The following is a 19,342-nucleotide window of genomic DNA, read 5'->3' as shown; positions in this document are numbered from 1 at the left end:
CTCAGTCCGCCAGCCGATAGCCCACGCCCGGTTCGGTCACGAGAAGGACGGGCTGGGCCGGATCGGCTTCCAGCTTGTGCCGGAGCTGGCCGACGACGACGCGCAGATACTGGACGTCGTCGGCGTGGCCGGCGCCCCAGATGGTCTTGAGCAGGTCGGCGTGGCCGAGGACCTTGCCGGCGTTGCGGGCGAGGTAGGCCAGGACGTCGTATTCCTTGGGACGCAGCTTCACCCGCTCGCCGGCGCGGGTGACGATGCGGCGATCCAGGTCGATGACGACATCCCCCGCCGTGACCACGCCGCCCGCGACCGGCGTCAACGCCCCCTGCCGCAGCCCGGCCCGAATGCGCGCCAACAGTTCGCCGACCCCGAACGGCTTTTCGACATAGTCGTTGGCGCCCAGGTCCAGGGCCGTGATCTTCTCGGCCTCGCGATCGCGCGCCGACAGGACGATGATCGGCCCCTGATAGAAGTCGCGCGCCCGCGTCAGAACGTCCTTGCCGTCCATGTCAGGCAATCCGAGGTCCAGCACCACGGCGTCGGGGCTCCACAGGGCGATGGCGCGCAGGCCCTCCTGACCGCTGTCGGCGCGGCGGGGTTCATAGCCGGCGGCGTCCAGGGCGGGCGCCAGGAAACGGTGGATCTGCGGCTCGTCGTCGATGACGAGAACCTGGGGGCGAACGGCGGACATCACAGCAGATCCGGGTGGGTGGCGATGGACTTGGGCAGGCTGATCAGGATGCGGGTGCCGCCTTTGCCGTCGGCGTCGTCCTGGATCGGGCTGGCAGCAGCGATACGGCCGCGCATGGCCTCGACGAAACCCTTGGCGATGGCCAGGCCCAGGCCGGCGCCCTTGGCCCGATCGGTAGATTCTTCCATGCGGCGGAACTTGTCGAACACCCGTTCCAGCTCGGCGGTCGGGATGCCGCGTCCCTCGTCCTCGATGGAGATGACGACGGCGCCGCGATCCTCATAGGCCGCCAGTTCGATGGTCGTGCCGTCGGGACTGTAGGCGATGGCGTTTTCCAGGATGTTGACCACGGCCTGTTCCAGCAGGCCCGGATCGGCCTCGACCATGCTGAGCTGGGCCGGGAAGTCGCGCGTGATGCGGCGCTGGCCCAGGCGGCGCGACACCCGGTCGGCGGCGGCGTTTAGGATGTCGCGCACATCGCTCCAGTCGGTGCGGACGTTCAGCCCCCCGCCCTCCAGCCGGGTCATGTCCAACAGGTCGCCGACATAGCGCGACAGCCGTTCGGCCTCCTCGCGGATGCTCAGCAGCAGGTCGTCGCGGACCTCGGGCTTCAGGGTTGCGCCATAGTCGATCAGGGTCGTCGCCGAGCCCAGGACGGTGGACAGGGGTGTGCGCAGGTCGTGGCTGACCGAGTTCATCAAGGCCGCGCGGAAACGATCGGCGCGGCGCAGGGTCTCGGTCTCCAGCGCCTGACCGGCCAGATCGGCGCGCTCCAGCGCCACGGCGCCCTGGTCCAGCAGGGCCATGGCCAGACGTTCCTCGTCCGAGCCCGCCGCCACGGCCGAGGCGTCGATGCCCGCCACGCCGGCCCGGCCGCGCACGCCCTGCAGGGGCTGAAACCGCCAGTGGGTCTGCGGCAGGGTGCCCGTGCCGTGGCCCGTCACCTCGCCGTGGGTCCAGGCCCAGCGCGCGGCGGCCATGGCGTCGGGGGCCAGGGTCACGCTCTCGGGACTGGCCGCCGTCAGAACGATGTCCTCGCCGTCGGGCAGAAGGACGACGGCGCCCGCGCCGGCGGCGGCCGAGGCCTGTTCGGCCAGGCTGCGGGCCGTGGTCGCGCGATCCTGGCCCGCCGACAGAGTCTGGCTGGCGGCCAGCAGGGCCGAGACGGCGGCGGCGCGCCGCTGGGCGGCTCTGGCCTGTTCGCGCACTCGCCCCGCCAGGGCGCCGGTGCCCAGGGCCACGCCCCAGAACAGCAGCAGGGTCAGGAAATCGGTCGGCGAACCGATCAGAAAGCTGTAGCGCGGCTCTAGGAACAGGAAGTTGTAGGTCAGAAAGGCTAGGGTCGCCGCCGCCAGCGCGGGTCTGAGGCCGTTCAGCACCCCGGCCGCCACCACCGCCGCCAGATAGATGACGCCCAGATCGACCCGCTCGAACCGGGTGTCCAGCAATAGGGCCGCGCCCGTCGCCGCCAGGACGAACCCCGCCCCGGCCGGATAACCGCGCCAGTCCAGCGCCGCCCTGACGCCCGACTTGGCCGCCGGTTCGGGCGCGACCAGATCGCCCTCGGTCACGACGTGGACGGCGACGCCCTGGGCCTTGCGCAGAAGCTCGGTCGCCAGGGCTCGGCCGGTCCATTCGGCGAACCGCCCGCCGCGCGTCTTGCCGATGACGATCTGGGTGACGTTGTTGCGGTGGGCGTGGTCCAGCACGGCGCGCACCACGTCGTCGCCACTGATGGTCACGGGCCGCCCGCCCAGTTGTTCGGCCAGTTTGAAAGCCTCGGACAATCGTCCCGCCGACCGGGCTTCGGCGCGTGATCCGCTGGGCCGCTCGACATGGGCCACCGACCAGGGAGCGTCCATCATCATGTCCGACATCCGCCGACCGGTCCGCACCAGGGAGGCGGTCATGGCGTCGCCGCCGACCAGCACCAGGATCCGCTCGTTCGCCGCCCACGGCCCTGACACGCCCCGTTCGCGCAGATGGGTCAGCAGTTGGTCGTCTACCGTCTGGGCCGCGCGCCGCAGGGCCAGTTCGCGCAGCGCCGTCAGGTTTTCGATCTTGAAGAAGTTCTCGGACGCCACCCGCGCCGTTTCGGGCACATAGACCTTGCCCTCGGCCAGACGCGCCCGCAGGTCTTCGGGCGTGATGTCGATGACCTCGATGTCGTCGGCGCCGGTCAGGGCGCTGTCGGGCACGGCCTCGCGCTGGCGCACGCCGGTGATGCGCAGAATGACGTCGGACAGGCTTTCCAGATGCTGGATGTTCAGCGTGGTCCAGACGTCGATGCCGGCGTCGCGCAGTTCCTCCACATCCTGCCAGCGTTTCGGATGGCGCGACCCCGGCGCATTGGAGTGGGCGTATTCGTCGACCAGCAGCAGTTCAGGCCGTCGCGCGAGGGCGCCGTCGAGGTCGAATTCCATCAGGGCGCGGTCGCGGTGTTCGATGGGCGCGCGCGGCATGACGTCGAGCCCGCGCAGCAGGCTCATCGTCTCCTTGCGGCCGTGGGTCTCGACCACGCCGACGACGACGTCCAGACCCTCGGCCTTTCGACGGCGTGCGGCGCGCAGCATTTCATAGGTCTTGCCCACCCCGGGCGACATGCCCAGAAACACCTTCAGCCGCCCGCGCTTGCGGCGCGGAACGGCTGAAGTCACGGGCGTTGCGGGCGCCGTTTCGGGCAATCAGCCCTCCGCGCCGAAGCGGGCGTCCAGCGCGCGGTTGGTCAGCAGGACATTGACGTGCGGCTGGCCGATGAAGCCCAGGAAGGCCCCCTCGATGTGCGCGTCGATGATGCTCTGGACCTGTTGCACGGGAACGCCTCTGGCGCGGGCGATCCGCGCGGCCTGAAGCCGAGCGTAGGCCGGGGACACGTCCGGGTCGAGGCCCGAACCCGATGTCGTCACCGCATCGGCGGGGATGACGCCGGGGCCATCCTCGGCGCGGATCGCCTGGGCGCTTTCGGCGACGCGGGCGATCAGGTCCGGGTTCAGCGGCCCCATGTTGGAGCCGGACGAGGCGGCGGCGTCATAGCCGTCGCCTGCCGCCGACGGGCGCGGATGCAGATAGGTCGCGCTGACGAAAGGCTGGCCGATCAGGGACGAGCCGACGACCTTGCCGCCGGCGTCGCGCACCAGGCTGCCGTTAGCCTGATCCGGGAAGGCGACTTGGGCGATGCCGGTGACGGCCAGCGGATAGGCCAGGCCCAGCAGCAGGGTGAACAGGGCCGTCATGACGAGGGCCGGGCGAAGTTGGTTGACCATGGCCGTCGCCTCAGAAGGTCGCCTTCAGCGTGGCTACGGCGCGTGCGCCGTAGATGTCGCCGAAGTCGTGTTGATCGGTGTCGTGATAACGCAGGTCCACCGCCAGATTGTCAGTCAGCTGATAGGCCGCGCCCAGGTTCCAGGTGGTGTAGTCCAGGTCCGACGACACCCACTGACGGCCGACGGCGCCCGAGACGGTCCATTTGTCGGCAGGGCTGACCGCGCCGTTGACCTCGGCATAGGTCGCCTCGTCCTCGGCCGCGCCGAAGAAGTCGGGCGAATAATAGACGGCGGCGCCCAGTGTCACCGGGCCGAATGCGCGCGAAGCGGCGGCTTTGAACTCGACATAGTCATAGTCGGCGCCGTCTGGCTGACCGGCGTAGAGATAGCCGATCACGCCGAAGTCCAGCGCATAGCCGGCGACCTCGGGCCGATAGCCGGCATACAGATCGACCTCGGCGTCCGTATCGTCGCCGAAATCGACGTTGGAGGCCCAGCCGCCGGCGTAGAAACCGTTCTTGGTCAGATCGACGCCGGCCGAGATGGCTGGGTTTTCCTGGGTTTGGCTGACGCCGCGAAAGACGTAGTCGGAGGTGACGGCGACGTTAGCCGACACGTCCTGGGCCTTGGCTTCGCTGCACAGGCCCAGACCGGCGAGACCGACAATACAGGCGGCGGCGAACCAGGCGTCGTTGCGGCCCGAGGCCTTGGAGAAGGATTTACGCATTGGATTTCTCTATTCGAACAGGATGAATGGCCATGGGGTTGGAGCGCGTGCGCGGATCGGTCTGCTGCAGCGTCGCCACACCCCACATCACGGCGATGACCAGCACCGCCACGACGAGTTGCAGGATGCGAGAGACCTCCCGACGCATCACGCCAGACCCAGGCCGGAGATGAGCAGGTCGATCAGCTTGATGCCGACGAACGGGGCGATCAGGCCGCCCAGGCCGTAGATCAGCAGGTTGCGACCCAGAAGCGCGCCGGCGCCGATGGCCCGGTATTTGACGCCCTTCAGCGCCAGCGGGATCAGGGCGACGATGACCAGGGCGTTGAAGATGACCGCCGACAGGATGGCGCTCTCGGGGCTGTGCAGCCGCATCACATTCAGCGCGCCCAGCGACGGCAGGGCGACCACGAACATCGCCGGGATGATGGCGAAATACTTGGCCACGTCGTTGGCGACCGAGAAGGTCGTCAAGGCGCCGCGCGTGATCAGCAGTTGCTTGCCGACCTCGACGATCTCGATGACCTTGGTCGGGTCGCTGTCCAGATCGACCATGTTGCCGGCCTCGCGCGCGGCCTGGGCGCCGGTCTGCATGGCCACGCCGACATCGGCTTGCGCAAGCGCAGGCGCGTCGTTGGCGCCGTCGCCGCACATGGCGACCAGACGGCCCTTGGCCTGTTCGGCCTTGATGAGGCGCATCTTGTCTTCGGGCGTGGCCTCGGCGAGGTAGTCGTCGACCCCGGCTTCAGAAGCGATAGCGGCGGCCGTCACCGGGTTGTCGCCGGTGATCATGACGGTGCGCAGACCCATCCGGCGCAGGTCGGCGAAGCGCGCCTTCACGCCCGGCTTGACCACGTCCTTCAGATGGATGACGCCGACCAGCGCGCCGTTCTGGGTGACGGCCAGGGGCGTGCCGCCCGAACGGGCGATCCGGTCCACGGCCTGACGAAACTCGGCCGGAGCCGTGCCGTCCGCCAGACCCAGGTCCTTCAGCACCGCATCGACCGCGCCCTTGCGCCAGCTGTCCTTGCCGACGTCCAGGCCCGACTGGCGGGTGACGGCGGTGAAGGGGATGGCCGTGGCGCCGGACGGTTGATCGACCGAGACGCCCGCATTGCGGCCTAGCTCGACGATGGAGCGGCCCTCCGGCGTCTCGTCGGCCAGGGACGCCATGACGGCGGCGGCCAGGGCGGCTTCGGGACGGACGCCCGGAACCGGGATGACCTCGGTCGCCATGCGGTTGCCGAAGGTGATGGTGCCGGTCTTGTCGAGCAGCAGGGTGTCGACGTCGCCTGCCGCCTCCACCGCACGGCCCGAGGTGGCCAGCACGTTCACCTTCAGCAACCGGTCCATGCCGGCGATGCCGACCGCGGACAACAGGCCCCCGATCGTGGTCGGGATCAGGGTGATGAACAGGGCGCCCAGGACCATCGGATCGATGTTCACGCCCGAATAGGCGCCCAGGCCCACCAGGGTCACGACCGCGATCAGGAAGATCAGGGTCAGGCCGGCCAGCAGCACGGCCAGAGCCAGTTCGTTCGGCGTCTTGCGACGATCCGCGCCCTCGACCATGGCGATCATGCGATCGAGGAAGGTCGAGCCGGGCTTGGCGGTTATGCGCACCTTGATCCAGTCCGAGACGACGGTGGTGCCGCCGGTCACGGCGGACCGGTCGCCGCCGCTTTCGCGGATAACCGGGGCGCTCTCGCCGGTGATAGCGGCCTCGTTGACCGAGGCGACGCCCTCGATGATTTCGCCGTCCGAGGCGATCACGTCGCCGGCTTCGACCAGGATGATCGACCCGACTTCAAGCTCCGAAGCATTGGTGGGGACCACGCTGCCGGTCTTCGGATCGACGATCAGCTTGGCCTTGGTCGTGACGCGGGTCGCGCGCAGGCTGTCGGCCGCCGCCTTGCCCCGCCCTTCAGCGATGCTTTCGGCGACATTGGCGAACAGGACCGTGGCCCATAGCCACAGCGCCAGTTGCACCGCAAAGCCCGCCGACTGACCGCCGGCGATGGCCGCAGCCGCCGAGAGCGTGGACAGAAGCGCCACGATCCAGGTGGTGAAGATGACCGGATTGTTGATCAGCTTGACGGGGTTCAACTTGACGAAGGCGTCGCCAACCGCGCGTCCGATCATCTGTCCCGAGAGGCCGCCCGCAAGAGGCGACGCCCGGCCGCCCTCGCGCGGATCCAGAGTTATTTGTGTCATGTCAGGATGTCCGAAGGATCAGGCGCCGGCGACCGCCGCGAGCACCTGGAAGTGCTCGACGATCGGTCCCAGGGCGAGGGCGGGCAGGAACTGCAGGCCGCCGAGGATGAGGATCACGCCGATCAGCAGGCCGATGAACAGGCCATTGTCGGTCGGCAGGGTGCCGGGGCTGGGCGCCAGCTTGGGCTTGACCACCAGACTGCCGGCGATGGCCAGGACGGCGACGGCCGGAATGAACCGCCCGAACAGCATCCCTAGACCCAGGGTCGTGTTCCACCAGGGGGCGTTGGCGGTCAGGCCCGCAAAGGCCGAGCCGTTGTTCGCCGCCGCCGAGGTGTAGGCGTACAGGATCTCCGACAGGCCGTGCGGCCCCTTGTTCAGCAGGCCCGCCAGCGCCGTCGGGAAGACGGCCGCCACGGCGGTGAAGCCCAGGATGGCGAGCGGCAGGATCAGCACCGCGATCATGGCGAACTGGATCTCGCGCGCCTCGATCTTCTTGCCCAGATATTCCGGTGTGCGCCCGACCATCAGGCCGGCGACGAAGACCGACAGCAGGGCCATGACGACCATGATGGCGATGCCCGAACCGACGCCGCCAGGCAGGATCTCGCCCAACTGCATCAGGAACATCTGCAACCCACCGCCCAAGGGCATGAAGCTGGCGTGCATCGAGTTGACCGAGCCGTTCGAGGCACCGGTCGTGACGACGGACCAGACGGTCGAGGCGGGGGCGCCGAAGCGGACCTCCTTGCCCTCCATGTTCACCGAGGCGTCCACCTGGGCCGCGACCAGGGCCGGGGCCGGCTGGGTTTCAATCACATACATGGCCGCGCTGGCGGCGCTCAGCAGGATCAGGGCGGCCGCCGCCAGGGCGCGGATGTCGCGTCCCGCCATGGCGGTGCGACCGAAGGCGAAGAAGGCGGCCCAGCCCATGACGTTGATCGCGACGGCGGTCAGCAGATTGGTGATGGCGTTCGGGTTCTCGAACGGATGGGCGCCGTTGACGTTGAAGACGCCGCCGCCGTTGATGCCCAGCTGTTTGATCGCCACCTGGCTGGCCGCCGGGAACAGCGGCAGGGTCTGGGACCCGCCCTCGACGCCGGTCGCCGTCACATGGGCCGCCAGGCTCTGAACGATGCCCAGACCCGACAGGGCCACAGCCAGGATCAGGGCGGCGGGCAGCAGGACATACAGGGTCGTGCGCGTCAGGTCGGCCCAGAAGTTGCCGACGCCCTCGCCGCGATTGGCGACGAAGGCCCGCGCCAGGGCCGCCGCGATCGTCGCGCCCGTCGCCGCCGAGACGAAGTTCTGCACCGTCAGGCCGACCATCTGGGTGAAGGTCGACAGGGTCGCCTCCCCGCCATAGCTCTGCCAGTTGGTGTTGGTCACGAAGCTGACGGCGGTGTTGAAGGCCAGATGCGGCGACACGCCCGCAAAGCCTTGCGGGTTAAGCGGCAACATGCCCTGCAGGCGCAGGATGGCATACAGCAGGACGAAGCCCGCAAGGTTGAAGGCCAGCAGGGCGCCGGCATAGCCCAGCCAGCCCTGGCTGCGTTTCGGATCGACGCCCGCCGCGCCGTAGAAGACGGCCTCGACCGGCTTGAGCACCGGGTCCAGCCAGGTCCGCTCGCCGTTCCAGACGCGCGACATATAAATGCCAATGGGCCAGCCGAGCATTACGGCCAGCCCAAGGGTCAGGGCGATCTCGCCCCATCCTTGAATGTTCATGAATTCCGTCCCGGTCCCTTAGAACCGCTCGGGCCGCAGCAGCGCCGCGACCATGTAAACGGCGACGACCAGCGCCCCCGCCCCCCAGAGCATGGCGATCATCGTCATACCCGTTTCAACGCTGTGGCCAGCACGGCGAAGACGGCGAACGCCCCCGCACCCACCGCCAGAAAAATCACATCGGCCAATCCGGCCTCCTCGCTCAAGTTCGAGCGGGAACAGACCACCGGGCGGCATAATGGCGCGATGCGAGTCCGCGCCGCCGACCTAAAGGATTCATAAAACCCGCCCCATGAGCGATCGGCCGCGGTATCGAATGGAAGCGATGCGCCCGCTCCAACTGCCGGCGTCGGTACAGCCCGTAGTTGTCCTCGCACTCAGAGCAGGTTCGCATGATCGAAGGCCAGGACTGTCTTCTTCAGCGTCTCGTGGTGATAGAGGATGCGGCCATCCGGGCTAATGAAGGGCTGTTGTTGACGCCATAGTCGTCATCATGGCGCGTCAACTCGCCCCGATACCAGCGATAGAAGGCGTCGATCCCGACGGCATGGCCGCCTGGCGCTCAGCCGGCGCCTCCGGCTTCGGCATCGACTCGGCCGTTTTCAAGTCGGGGCAGTCAGCGCAGCAGGTCGGCCGTCAGGCGGCGGCCTTTGTGTCGCATTGGTCGTAACGGCTCTGATGCGACGCGATCGGCTTTTGGCCCAAGGCTAAGTTCCCACAATCAAAACCAAGGTTTGGAAGATCACGCCGATCCCGGAGAGCAGACCTGCGGCGATCGACACGCGCAGGCCGAAGGCTTCAGTAGGCGCCGGTTTCGCGCGCAGGGCGGTCAGGCTTCTCCAACACAAGGCCGCAATGGCGAGCAGGCAAACCAGGCTGAAGACATAGCCGGCGATGCTCCACGCACCGGCGTCGCCATGCGCCACGTCGGCGGCGCTGGACAGCAGATACAGCCCCAGAAAATGGGCGGCCCAGATCAGGAGCCCCCCCAGCATCAGCAGCCAGAACCTCATGCGCCGACGCCCGGGAACAGGCGGATCAGAAGGGTCGTCGCCGCGCCCTGAACCGCTGTGAAGGCCACGAATAGGGCGACCACTTCAAAGGTCGCCGGATAACGGGACGACACCAAGCCGCAAAGCCAGCGCAGCAGGACGAACGGTCCCATCAACAACGAAATGCCGACGAAGGTCCCCTGCCAGGCCAACAGCGCATAGACGGTCGCGCCCTGGCTGGAGGCGTCGGGGCGCAGGCCCGAGTTCCACCAGGCCGAGGCCTCAGACGCAAAGGCGCCGCCCGCCGCCACGGTGGCGACCAGCATCAGCACAGAGGCGATGGCGGCGCTGCGCGGCCGGTCCAGCTTCAACGCGCCTTGAGAGGCCCAGGCGCCGATGCCGGCGGCCGCCAGCAGACCCAGGGTCAACGGCAGGGAGCCGATCTCGGGCGGCGCCTGCCACAGGTCCGGCCGCCGGCTCCACAGGAAGACGTAGGAGAAGCAGGCCATGATTGCGACCATGCCCGACACGATCAGGGTGATGACCATCGCCCACCAGCCGTGACTGCTGGGGCCGGACACATAGGTCGGCAGTCGAACGCCGCCGCCGACGTCCACCGTGGCGGGACCGCCGGGCCGATCCAGTTCCCAGCACCATTTGAGAATGCAGTAGACGGCCAGCACGCCGCTGACCAAGGAGGCGACATAGGCCTGGATCGTCAGGATCAAGAAAAAGCCGGCGGTGAAGATCGCGCCCCAGACATACCAGCTGGACGGCCGGGGCATGCGCTGGAGATATTGCGGCTCGGCGTTGATCGGGCTGGTGATCATGGTCTCGCGCTCGCCGCGCGGGGCGCCGGGCAGGAAGTAGCGGCCGGCCTCGACATCGCGCGCCAGGTTCGGCTGGTCCCACACCGGATACAGGCTCTTGATCACCGGGACGGACCGCAGCGAGTAGCGACCAGCGGGCAGCCACTCCAGCCCCGGCCCGCCAAAGACATTGCCGGCGTCCTTCTCGCCGAAGGGCCGGAAGTTGCGGATCATGTCGATCATCCACAGCACCACCGCCAGGCCGAACATGAAGGAGCCGACGGTCGAGATCATATTGGGCAGGTCCCAGCCCCGATCCGGCAGATAGGTATAGACCCGGCGCGGCATGCCCATCAGCCCGGTCAGGTGCATGGGCATGAAGGTGACGTTGTGGCCGACAAACATCAGCCAAAAGATCAACTTACCCCACCGTTCGCTGAGCGGCCGGCTGCTGGACATCGGCGTCCAGTAGTAGATGGCGGCGAACAGCGGGAAGACCATCCCGCCGATCAGGACGTAATGCAGGTGGGCGACGATGAAATAGCTGTCGTGGGCCTGCCAGTCGAACGGCACCATGGCGACCATCACGCCGGTCAGTCCGCCCATGACGAAGATCACCAGTCCCCCGACGGCGAACAGGCCGGGCGTGTTGAACCGCATCTTGCCCGCCGCCAGGGTAGCGATCCAGGCGAAGACCTGAACCCCCGCCGGCACGCTGACGGCCATGGAGGCGGCGCTGAAATAGTTGATCGAGATCTGCGGCATGCCCGTGGTGAACATGTGGTGCGCCCAGACGCCGAAGCTGATGAACCCGGTCGCCAGCATAGCCAGGACCACCAGTCGATAACCGACCAGCTTGGTCTGGGCGACGGCCGGGATCAGGGTCGACATCGCCCCCGCCGCCGGCAGGAAGATGATGTAGACCTCGGGGTGGCCGAAGAACCAAAACAGATGCTGCCACAGCATGGGGTCGCCGCCCTTGGCCGCATCGAAGAAGGGCCAGCCCAGGGCGCGTTCCAGCTCCAGCAGCAGGGTCGACAAAATGATCGACGGGAAGGCGATGATGATCATGCAGGCGAAGATCAGCATGGCCCAGGCGAAGATCGGCAGCTTGTCCAGCGTCATGCCCGGCGCCCGCGTCTTCAGCACCCCGACGATGATCTCGATGGCGCCGGCGATGGCCGAAATCTCGATGAAGCCGATGCCCAAGAGCCAGAAGTCGGCGTTGATGCCCGGCGAGTAAGTCGTCGACGTCAGCGGCGGATACATGAACCAGCCGCCATTCGGCGCCAGGCCGAAAAACAGCGAGGCGAAGAAGCACAGCCCCCCGACCAGATAGGCCCAGAAGGCGTAGGCGCTCAGCCTCGGGAACGGCAGATCGCGCGCCCCCAGCATCTGCGGCAGCAACAGCACGCCCAGCGCCTCGACCGCGGGCACCGCGAACAGGAACATCATCACCGTGCCGTGCATGGTGAAGATCTGGTTGTAGGTCTCCTGCGCCAGGAAACCCGTCATCGGCAGGGCCAGTTGGGTCCGCATCAACAGCGCCAGCACGCCTGCCAGCACAAAGAACAGCATGGCCGCGCCGACGTAATAGACGCCGATGTAGTTGTTGTTGATCGCCGTGATCCACTCCCACGGCCGCCGCGGGCCGCACCAGACCTCGTCGAGCTGCTCCAGCTCGCCCTCGGGCCGGGCTTCGGTGGTGGGGAAGCGTTTGTAGAGTTCGGGATCGAACCCGGTTTCCGAACTCATTTCAGGCTTTCCAGATAGGCGGCGACGGCGCGCACGTCCTGGCCCGACAGGACGGCATAGGACGGCATCCGGTTGCCGGGCTTCAGGCTCTGACTGTCCGAAATCCAGCCGGCCATCGTCCCCTGATTGTTCGGCAGGATGCCGGCGCCCAGCGTCTGGCGCGAGCCGACGTGGGTCAGGTCCGGTCCCGCCAGACCGTTCGCCTCGGTCCCGCGAATGGTGTGACAGGCGGCGCAGCCCGAGGCGGCGAAGACGTTGCGCCCCTGATCGATCAAGGCGAGCGGCCCCTGGGCCGAGGGCACGACGGCGGCCGGCCGCGACTGACGCGCCAACCAGGCGACATAATCGTTCGGCGCATGGGCCACGACCACCAGCCCCATTAGGGCGTGAGGACCGCCGCAGTATTCGGCGCATTGGCCGCCGTAGGTGCCAGGCGCGTCGGCTTGCAGGCGCATGAAGTTGCGGCGGCCGGGGATCATGTCGGTCTTTCCGCCCAGGCGCGGCACCCAGAAGCTGTGGATCACGTCCGCGCTTTCCAGCTCGAACACGACAGGCTGGCCGGCCGGGATGTGGACCTCGTTGGCGTCCTGGACGATTTCTCGCCCCTGACCGTCCAGATAGGCGACGCGCCACCACCACATTTCGCCAGTGATGCGCACCCGCATTTCGCCGGGCTTGGGCGCATCGGCCACCCGCGCGGTCGTGGTCAGCCCATAGACCAGCAGCCCGGTTAGAACGACCACCGGGAAGACCAGTCCCGCAATCCAGATCAGGCGTTCGCCGCCGACCCGCCGCTTCCACTTGCGCGGCCCGAACAGGGCGATGCCGAGCGCCACCGCCACCACAACCATGACCACCGCCGCCATGACAAATAGCACCCAGGCAACGGTCTGGATCGGTCCAGCGAAAGGTCCCGCCGGATCCAGCACGGGCGGCGGCCAGCCGGCGATTCCGGGAGGGGCGTCAGTCTTCATCGAGCGTGTACAGATAGGCCGCGACGTCGCGGGCTTGGTCTTGCGTCAGGGGCATGGGCGGCATGGCGGTTCCGGGGTCCATCGACGGCGCGTCGATCAGCCAGCGGATCAGGACATCGGGCTGGTTCGGCAAGCGTCCGGCGATCAGGGGGCGCGCGCCGAACCCCGCTAGGTTCGAGCCGGACCGGCCCTCGGGCCAGGCGACGCCGGGTATCCGGTGACAGGCCGCGCAACCGACTTCCTTGATCACCGCCAGTCCGGCGGCCGCATCGGCCTGAACCACCGGCCGGGGCAGGTCGGACTTGTCCACGCAGGCGCACAGGGCGAGCGCCAGCGCGCAGGCCGCCGCCCGTCGTCCCATCGCTTCGCCCGTCGTCCGAAAACCCATCCGCCCCCCAAAGCTTCGCCAGAGCAATCCCCTTGTCGGACGGAGGTTCCCGACTGCGACATGGAGCCTCGGCGCATCGCCCCAAGGAACCTTCGCCATAAGCAGGTGTTGCACCGCCGTGCGCGCCTCCCTTTCCGTCCTTGTTCTGCTGACCGGCCTCGCCGCCTGCGACTCCACGCCGGGCCAGACGGATCGCACCTTCACGGCGAACGGTCAGGTCATCGCCATGAGCGGCGGCGCCGGCGGGGCGGCCAACGCCTGCTTCACCTGTCACGGCCTGGACGGCGGCGGGGATGGGGTCGCCGCCCCGCGCCTGGCGGGCCTGGACGCCGGCTATGTGCAAAAGCAGTTGGAAGACTATGCATCGGGCCTGCGTCCCGACGACGCCATGACCCGCATCGCCAAGGCCTTGGACCAGCAGGGCCGACGCGAGGTCGCCGCCTACTACGCCGCCCTGCCCCCGCCGCCGACGCAAACGCCCGCGTCGATGGCGCCTGCGCCCGCCATCTATCTGAACGGCGACCCTTCGCGCGGCATCGTCGCCTGCGCCTCATGTCACGGCGACCGGGGTCAAGGCTCGGGCCAAGGCGGCAACCCGCAGATCGCCGGTCAGCCCGCCGCCTACACGCTGGAACAGATCGACCGCTGGAAAGCAGGCAAACGCCGCAACGACCCGCGCGGCGTCATGGCCGCCGCCGTCAAATCGCTTTCGGACCCAGAAGCCCGCGCCATAGCGTCCTGGCTGTCGACGCAACCCGCTTCTCCAGCGCGCGCCAGCGCCGCTGCCACCGGGTCCGCTTTGGTCGAAGCAGCGGCACGACCGGCAGCATCGCGTGAAACACGTCGTCCCTATCGATCAGATGGTGCTTGAGCGCCGCGCCGGCGTGGATCGGGATCATCAGCAGCAGCGTGATGACCAGTCCCCAGTGCATCCATTCCGCCGCCGCCTCGATCGCCCATAGCTGGGTGTTCGACAGATCTTGCAGCGGCAGCAGCGGCCATTTGATGAAGCCCAACGTCTCCAGCTGACGCGTCCGATCCGTCGCCGAAATCATGGCCCAGCCCGACAGCGGCAGGCCGAACAGGCAGATGTAGAAGACATAGTGGGTCAAATGGGCCGCCATGCTCTCCCAACCCGGCTTGTCCGCGTCATTGATCAGGTCGGGCGCCAGCAGTCGCCATGACAGCCGGCCGATCACCAGGATCAGCATCAGCACGCCGATCGCGAAATGCAGGTCGTAGGCGGCCATCATGGCCCCGCCCACCGGCTGCCGCCCCATCCACCAGCCCCAACCGAGCTGGAAGATCACCAGCCCCGCCATCACCCAATGAAAGCCGATGCCGACGGGCGAATAGCGGCCCTCGTCATGGTGACCCGCCGCCCATTCCAGCAGCTGCCTGAACAGTCTTTCGATCATGCCGGATGCGCCTCGGCGTCAGGGCCGATCATCCGCCCCAGCCGCCACAGGGCGGCGAACAGATACAGCGCCGCCGCCGGCGCCCACATGATCAGCCCGGCCGCCTGCTGATCCTCGAGCGGCGTCATGCCCCAGGCCAGGGTCGAATAGGCATGGGGGGCGTAAACCGCCTGCCCCGCAAAGGTCAGCACCGCCCCAAGCAGCCCCATCGCCAGCATGGCCGCCAACAGGGCGATGACCGCCGCCGGTGCAGACGCCGACCGCACCGCGCACCAGAACCAGACGGCGCTCGCCAGCAGACTGATCTGCATCACCCAATAGACCGCATCGTTCAACAAGGCGGCGCCATAGGCGTCGGGCGCATGCCAAGCCCAGAACACCACCGCCTGCACCGCCGTCGCCAGGATCAGCGATCCATATCGTTTTATCGGCAGGGCCGCCGCCAGCAACGGCGCGGCGACGCCGACCAACAGCACATGATGCACCGTCCGCGCCGAGAACAGCGCCGAACTGAGGGCGCACAGCGGGGAGACAAATCCAACGGCTAATATCGCGACGGCCGCCAGGCCATAGCCGCGCCGCCGCCCTTCCAACCGCCACAGGACCACGCCCGCAGCTGCAACGAGGACGGCCAGCAAGATCGGATCAAGATTCCAGCGCCACTCGCCGAAAGCCGGCGCGGGTCCGCAATACGGCGTCCAACTCAAACCTGCACCCCCGCCCCTTGCCGGATCTCCTGATCCCCATCAAAGGAAAAGCCAAGCCAGCGGTGACGGTTCCGCCCGCATCATTTCTACGACGAATTGCCGCGATGCCCCAGGTGGTCGATAGGCGCGCCAGCGGCGAAATTGCTCCCAACAAAACAGATCCCGGACGTCGAAACCGGCTGAACCCCGCGCTGCCCTCAGGCCGCCGCCAATTCGGTCAGAAGCTTCTCGATGAAGGCTGTGTCGTGCGGTTGATCGTTGGCGGCATCGACGATCATGCGATCCTCGGACCAGCGTCGATCATCGCGCAACGGCAAGGACGCTTCCATGCCGGGCCGACGCGCCGCCGCGATCCGCAACGCCGTCGCCTTCGGCCCCGATACGATTTCCGTGACGCCGGCATCAAGGGCGAGCGCCGCGAGGCGGCGGCCGGTGAACAGATCCTCCGCCGGGTCGGGTAAAGGACCGAACCGATCTTCGGCTTCGTCTCGCAAGGCATCGACATCTTCCGCCGTCGTGGCGCGCGCCAACCGGGCGTACAGATTGATGCGCACGGTTTCGTCTGGGATGTAGTCCGCCGGCAGATGCCCTGTCGCGCCGACGTTCAGACTGGGAGAGGCTTGGTCAGGATTGGGATCGCCTTTTGCAGCCGCGAGCGCCCGAGCCAGGACGGCTTGATACAGGGCCGAGCCGATCAGCCTGACATGTCCGGCCTGTTCCTCGCCCACCAGATCGCCGCCGCCGCGCAGGTCCAGATCGCGCCCGCTGATCGCGAAGCCTGCCCCCAGTCGGTCCAGAGCCTCCAATGTCTGAAGACGGGCCTCCGTCGCCGCCGCCATCGGCGCTTCGGGATCGGAAAGCAGATAGGTGAAGCCCTGGCGGCGCCCCCGGCCGACACGCCCGCGCAGCTGATGCAACTGCGCCAGGCCGAACCGGTCCGGCCGCCAGATCAACATCGTATTGGCGCGCGGCACATCCAGGCCGGTCTCGATGATATTCGTGGCCAGCAGCACGTCCCCCTCGCCGTCGGAGAAGCGGCTCATGGCGTCGTCGATCGCGGAAGGGGACATGTCGCCGTGCGCCGAGACCACTGACAGCTCGGACGTCAGGGTCTTTAAGCGTTCCGCCAAAGGTTCCATATCCTCGATCCGCGGCACGACCACGAAACTCTGCCCGCCCCGCGCCTTCTCGCGCATCAGCGACAAGCGAACCGCCCCGGCGTCGAACGGGGTCATGAAGGTTCGGATTGGCCGACGTCGCGCAGGCGGACTGGCGATCAGGCTGACGTCCTGAATGCCGACCATGGCGCTTTGCAGAGTCCTCGGGATCGGGGTGGCCGACATCGACAACAGATGCGGCGCCTTCTCTGCCAAGGCAGATTTCATCTGCGCGCCGAAGCGATGCTCCTCATCGATGATGACAAGCCCGAGGCTGGAAAACGCCAACCCTTCCGACGCCAGCGCCTGCGTACCCACCACGACGCGCATGGAGCCGTCCGCCAGCCCTGCCTTGACCGCCCGCGCCTCCGCGCTGTCTGCGGCGCGCGACAGGTGGCCGATTTGAATGTCCGTGTCCTTGAACCGTCTCTTGAAGACCTCGAAATGCTGGCGCGCCAGGACGGTGGTCGGGGCGACGACGATGACCTGTTTGCCGGCAAGGGCCACGGCCGCCGCAGCGCGCAGGGCGACCTCGGTCTTGCCGAAACCGACATCGCCGCAGACGAGCCGGTTCATGGGCTTGCCGGATCCCAGGTCCGACAGGACCGCCTCGATGGCGCGCGCCTGATCGGTCGTTTCGGGGAAGGCGAAGCCGGCGGCGAACCGAGCCAGCGGCTGACGCGGCGCGGTGATCGGCTCGGTCCTCAGTGCTGCACGCGCTTCGGCCCGTGCGGACAGGGCCGCTGCGGCCTCGTCGATCTGCGCGCTGACCTTGGCGCGGCGCTTGAGCCATCCTTGGGTGTTCAGCCGATCCAGCGACACCGCGTCCGGCTCCGAGCCATAACGCCAGATTTTGCTAAACTCCTCGATCGGCGCGAGAATGGTCCCACCGCCATGATACTCGATGCGCAGAACGTCGCGCTCCACACCATCGGCAGCGACCCGCTCCAACGCCTTCAGGACACCCAGACCGTGGTCTTCATGAATGACCACGTCGTCCAGCCGCAGCTCGGTCTCCCCGAACGCATCAATCGTGTCGCCGGATGTTCGCGCGATCCGGCCGCCGAATATGTCCGAAGGCGTCAGGACGACAAGACCGGCCGCCGACTGCCGGAAGCCTGTGTCCAGATCGGCGGTCACGACGGCGATCTGCCCGGGCTGCAGTGGCGCGATCGCGCTCCAGCTCTCGAGCGTCACGGGCGTATCGACATCGTGGCGACGCAGCAGGCGTAGGATGATCCTGTGCTCATGAGGCAATCCTGTCAGAACGATGCGATCGCCCGCCTCGCGCCGCTCGGCAATGAACTGTTTCAGGGCCCGCCCCGGCGACTTCTCCAAAGCGAAGGCCGGCGTCGGCGCCCAACCCTCAACGCTCAGGGGTTTGGCGCCTTTCAACGCCTGCCGAACGTCCTTTTCCGTCAAATAGAGGCTGTCGGGTTTCGCAGGACGCGCGCCCTCGCTGAACCGCAGGCGCGTGTCATAGGCTTCGGCCACATGCGCGCGAATGCGTTCGAACCGATCCTCGACGCCCACGTCAGTCAGGATCATCGGCTTGACGAGGAAATCAAACAGGGTCGTCGAGGTCTCAACATCGATTGACGGCCCCGTATTCTGACGATCTGGATCGTCAGCCTCGGAAGACCGGTCACTCCACTCAGCCGCCGGGGTCAGACAGATCGTCTGGATCTCGGCGCCCCGGCGTTGCGATACGGGATCGAAGGCGTGAATCTCAGTGATCCGGTCCGCCTCATCCAGGGCGATGCGATAAGGCATTGCAGACGCGGGCGGGAAGACATCGACCACCGCGCCAAGCAGAGCGTACTCGCCAGGTTCATCGACCCGCTCATCCGCCGCATAGCCCGTATCCCTGAGAAACGACTCCAGGGCTTCGCGATCCAGCGCCTCGCCCGCCGCGAGCGACAAGCGGGCTTTGATCCGTTCGCGCGACGGCGTCCGCTGCACGATCGCATCTGGCGAGGCGACCAGGAACACGGGCCTTGCGCTGGCTTCGTTCAGTGCGGCTAAGACGGCCATCCGCCGCCCCATGCTTTCTCGCGAAGGCGCGGCGCGATCGTAGGGCAGGCAATCCCAGGGCGGCAGGACCAGCATGTCGGCGTCCTTCACCATCGGTGAGAGCGCCGCCGCAATCTCATCGGCGCGACGTTCGCTGGTGGCGATGAACACCACGATTTGGGAGCGCCTCGTTTTCATCTCGGCAAGTCCGGCCGCTACCGCCGCCGCCGGCATTTTCCAACGCTTGCCGTGGTCCTGCTCGGGCGCTGGCCCTCCCACGAGGACCTGTTGGCCCGTGGCGGAAAGATCGGTGTCGGCAGGTGACGATTTCATCCTGGCTCAACCCCAAGGCCGCCCAGGGGTTGCGCCCGCTTGCGTACCCAGGAGCGTTTGTCCCGCCCGCGCCGTAGTTGGCCTCTGCCGGATCTCGAGGTTTGCGGCTCAGTTGACCGCCAGACGTCAGAAAGCCCCACGGCTTTTGGCGGTGGGGCTTTTTGGTGTTTTGG

The 19,342-nt window shown here is 67.5% G+C and carries 16 protein-coding genes and 1 pseudogene; 2 read left to right on the top strand and 15 right to left on the bottom strand.

Annotated elements, in window-relative coordinates:
- Position 1: 1 nt before the first annotated feature.
- The 8 genes from ASF31_RS11135 to ASF31_RS14520 are packed head-to-tail and all read right to left on the bottom strand — an operon-like array spanning position 2 to position 8,731.
- On the bottom strand, positions 2–691 hold the full coding sequence (locus ASF31_RS11135) for a response regulator (protein WP_039246385.1): 690 nt from the start codon (positions 689–691) through the stop codon (positions 2–4).
- Positions 691–3,375, bottom strand: a complete 2,685-nt coding sequence (locus ASF31_RS11130) for a sensor histidine kinase KdpD (protein WP_055754724.1) — start codon at positions 3,373–3,375, stop codon at positions 691–693. The genes ASF31_RS11135 and ASF31_RS11130 overlap by 1 nt, the downstream gene beginning before the upstream one ends.
- Complete coding sequence (gene kdpC, locus ASF31_RS11125) at positions 3,376–3,954, bottom strand: K(+)-transporting ATPase subunit C (protein ID WP_055754723.1); 579 nt, start codon at positions 3,952–3,954, stop codon at positions 3,376–3,378.
- Between the two features lie 10 nt (positions 3,955–3,964).
- Positions 3,965–4,681, bottom strand: coding sequence for a TorF family putative porin (locus ASF31_RS11120; protein ID WP_055754722.1), 717 nt, complete (start codon positions 4,679–4,681; stop codon positions 3,965–3,967).
- Positions 4,674–4,829: a hypothetical protein gene (locus ASF31_RS14525; protein ID WP_153923133.1), complete on the bottom strand. Its 156-nt coding sequence runs from the start codon at positions 4,827–4,829 to the stop codon at positions 4,674–4,676. Before ASF31_RS14525 ends, ASF31_RS11120 begins: the two co-directional genes overlap by 8 nt.
- Entirely contained in the window at positions 4,829–6,895 is a 2,067-nt protein-coding gene (kdpB, locus tag ASF31_RS11115) for a potassium-transporting ATPase subunit KdpB (protein ID WP_055754721.1), read from the bottom strand. The genes ASF31_RS14525 and kdpB overlap by 1 nt, the downstream gene beginning before the upstream one ends.
- An 18-nt stretch (positions 6,896–6,913) precedes the next feature.
- Entirely contained in the window at positions 6,914–8,623 is a 1,710-nt protein-coding gene (gene kdpA, locus ASF31_RS11110; RefSeq protein WP_055754720.1) for a potassium-transporting ATPase subunit KdpA, read from the bottom strand.
- A gap of 18 nt (positions 8,624–8,641) precedes the next feature.
- The gene (locus ASF31_RS14520; RefSeq protein WP_105625212.1) at positions 8,642–8,731 is read right to left on the bottom strand and encodes a potassium-transporting ATPase subunit F; all 90 of its coding nucleotides are present in this window, start codon (positions 8,729–8,731) and stop codon (positions 8,642–8,644) included.
- 385 nt (positions 8,732–9,116) lie between these two features.
- Here ASF31_RS14520 and ASF31_RS14515 point away from each other — a divergent pair, with 385 nt between their 5' ends.
- Entirely contained in the window at positions 9,117–9,293 is a 177-nt protein-coding gene (locus ASF31_RS14515; protein WP_200918628.1) for a hypothetical protein, read from the top strand.
- A 37-nt stretch (positions 9,294–9,330) separates the two neighbouring features.
- Here the strand turns inward: ASF31_RS14515 and ASF31_RS11105 are convergent, their stop codons facing one another.
- The 4 genes from ASF31_RS11105 to ASF31_RS11090 are packed head-to-tail and all read right to left on the bottom strand — an operon-like array spanning position 9,331 to position 13,541.
- Positions 9,331–9,636, bottom strand: coding sequence for a hypothetical protein (locus ASF31_RS11105; RefSeq protein WP_055754719.1), 306 nt, complete (start codon positions 9,634–9,636; stop codon positions 9,331–9,333).
- Positions 9,633–12,179: a cbb3-type cytochrome c oxidase subunit I gene (locus tag ASF31_RS11100; RefSeq protein ID WP_055754718.1), complete on the bottom strand. Its 2,547-nt coding sequence runs from the start codon at positions 12,177–12,179 to the stop codon at positions 9,633–9,635. Before ASF31_RS11100 ends, ASF31_RS11105 begins: the two co-directional genes overlap by 4 nt.
- Entirely contained in the window at positions 12,176–13,153 is a 978-nt protein-coding gene (coxB, locus tag ASF31_RS11095; RefSeq protein ID WP_055754717.1) for a cytochrome c oxidase subunit II, read from the bottom strand. Before coxB ends, ASF31_RS11100 begins: the two co-directional genes overlap by 4 nt.
- The gene (locus ASF31_RS11090) at positions 13,143–13,541 is read right to left on the bottom strand and encodes a cytochrome c family protein (RefSeq protein ID WP_082465125.1); all 399 of its coding nucleotides are present in this window, start codon (positions 13,539–13,541) and stop codon (positions 13,143–13,145) included. Before ASF31_RS11090 ends, coxB begins: the two co-directional genes overlap by 11 nt.
- Before the next feature lie 226 nt (positions 13,542–13,767).
- Between ASF31_RS11090 and ASF31_RS14765 the strand changes: the two are divergent.
- Positions 13,768–14,262: pseudogene (locus ASF31_RS14765) on the top strand (cytochrome c); the annotation flags it as partial.
- Here ASF31_RS14765 and ASF31_RS14760 read toward each other — a convergent pair.
- From ASF31_RS14760 to ASF31_RS11075, 3 genes are all read right to left on the bottom strand, one after another.
- A complete protein-coding gene (locus ASF31_RS14760) occupies positions 14,240–14,959 on the bottom strand; it encodes a cytochrome b (protein ID WP_055754716.1) in 720 nt (239 codons plus the stop codon). The pseudogene ASF31_RS14765 and the gene ASF31_RS14760 sit on opposite strands and share 23 nt — an antisense overlap.
- Positions 14,956–15,597 (bottom strand): cytochrome c oxidase assembly protein, encoded by a 642-nt coding sequence (locus tag ASF31_RS11080; protein ID WP_235551319.1) that lies wholly within the window; start codon positions 15,595–15,597, stop codon positions 14,956–14,958. Before ASF31_RS11080 ends, ASF31_RS14760 begins: the two co-directional genes overlap by 4 nt.
- A 266-nt stretch (positions 15,598–15,863) precedes the next feature.
- Positions 15,864–19,169 (bottom strand): DEAD/DEAH box helicase, encoded by a 3,306-nt coding sequence (locus tag ASF31_RS11075; protein WP_082465123.1) that lies wholly within the window; start codon positions 19,167–19,169, stop codon positions 15,864–15,866.
- Positions 19,170–19,342 lie beyond the last annotated feature (173 nt).

The organism is Brevundimonas sp. Leaf280 (assembly GCF_001422455.1).
Taxonomy (GTDB): domain Bacteria; phylum Pseudomonadota; class Alphaproteobacteria; order Caulobacterales; family Caulobacteraceae; genus Brevundimonas.
This window is presented reverse-complemented; position numbering and strand designations above follow the sequence as displayed.

Excerpts from the sequence above, each read along its gene's own strand:
- ASF31_RS11135 (WP_039246385.1), bottom strand. The coding sequence starts at position 691 with ATGTCCGCCGTTCGCCCCCAGGTTCTCGTCATCGACGACGAGCCGCAG.
- kdpC (WP_055754723.1), bottom strand. The coding sequence starts at position 3,954 with ATGGTCAACCAACTTCGCCCGGCCCTCGTCATGACGGCCCTGTTCACC.
- ASF31_RS11120 (WP_055754722.1), bottom strand. The coding sequence starts at position 4,681 with ATGCGTAAATCCTTCTCCAAGGCCTCGGGCCGCAACGACGCCTGGTTC.
- ASF31_RS14525 (WP_153923133.1), bottom strand. The coding sequence starts at position 4,829 with ATGCGTCGGGAGGTCTCTCGCATCCTGCAACTCGTCGTGGCGGTGCTG.
- kdpB (WP_055754721.1), bottom strand. The coding sequence starts at position 6,895 with ATGACACAAATAACTCTGGATCCGCGCGAGGGCGGCCGGGCGTCGCCT.
- kdpA (WP_055754720.1), bottom strand. The coding sequence starts at position 8,623 with ATGAACATTCAAGGATGGGGCGAGATCGCCCTGACCCTTGGGCTGGCC.
- ASF31_RS14520 (WP_105625212.1), bottom strand. The coding sequence starts at position 8,731 with ATGACGATGATCGCCATGCTCTGGGGGGCGGGGGCGCTGGTCGTCGCC.
- ASF31_RS14515 (WP_200918628.1), top strand. The coding sequence starts at position 9,117 with ATGGCGCGTCAACTCGCCCCGATACCAGCGATAGAAGGCGTCGATCCC.
- ASF31_RS11105 (WP_055754719.1), bottom strand. The coding sequence starts at position 9,636 with ATGAGGTTCTGGCTGCTGATGCTGGGGGGGCTCCTGATCTGGGCCGCC.
- ASF31_RS11100 (WP_055754718.1), bottom strand. The coding sequence starts at position 12,179 with ATGAGTTCGGAAACCGGGTTCGATCCCGAACTCTACAAACGCTTCCCC.
- coxB (WP_055754717.1), bottom strand. The coding sequence starts at position 13,153 with ATGAAGACTGACGCCCCTCCCGGAATCGCCGGCTGGCCGCCGCCCGTG.
- ASF31_RS11090 (WP_082465125.1), bottom strand. The coding sequence starts at position 13,541 with ATGGGTTTTCGGACGACGGGCGAAGCGATGGGACGACGGGCGGCGGCC.
- ASF31_RS14760 (WP_055754716.1), bottom strand. The coding sequence starts at position 14,959 with ATGATCGAAAGACTGTTCAGGCAGCTGCTGGAATGGGCGGCGGGTCAC.
- ASF31_RS11075 (WP_082465123.1), bottom strand. The coding sequence starts at position 19,169 with ATGAAATCGTCACCTGCCGACACCGATCTTTCCGCCACGGGCCAACAG.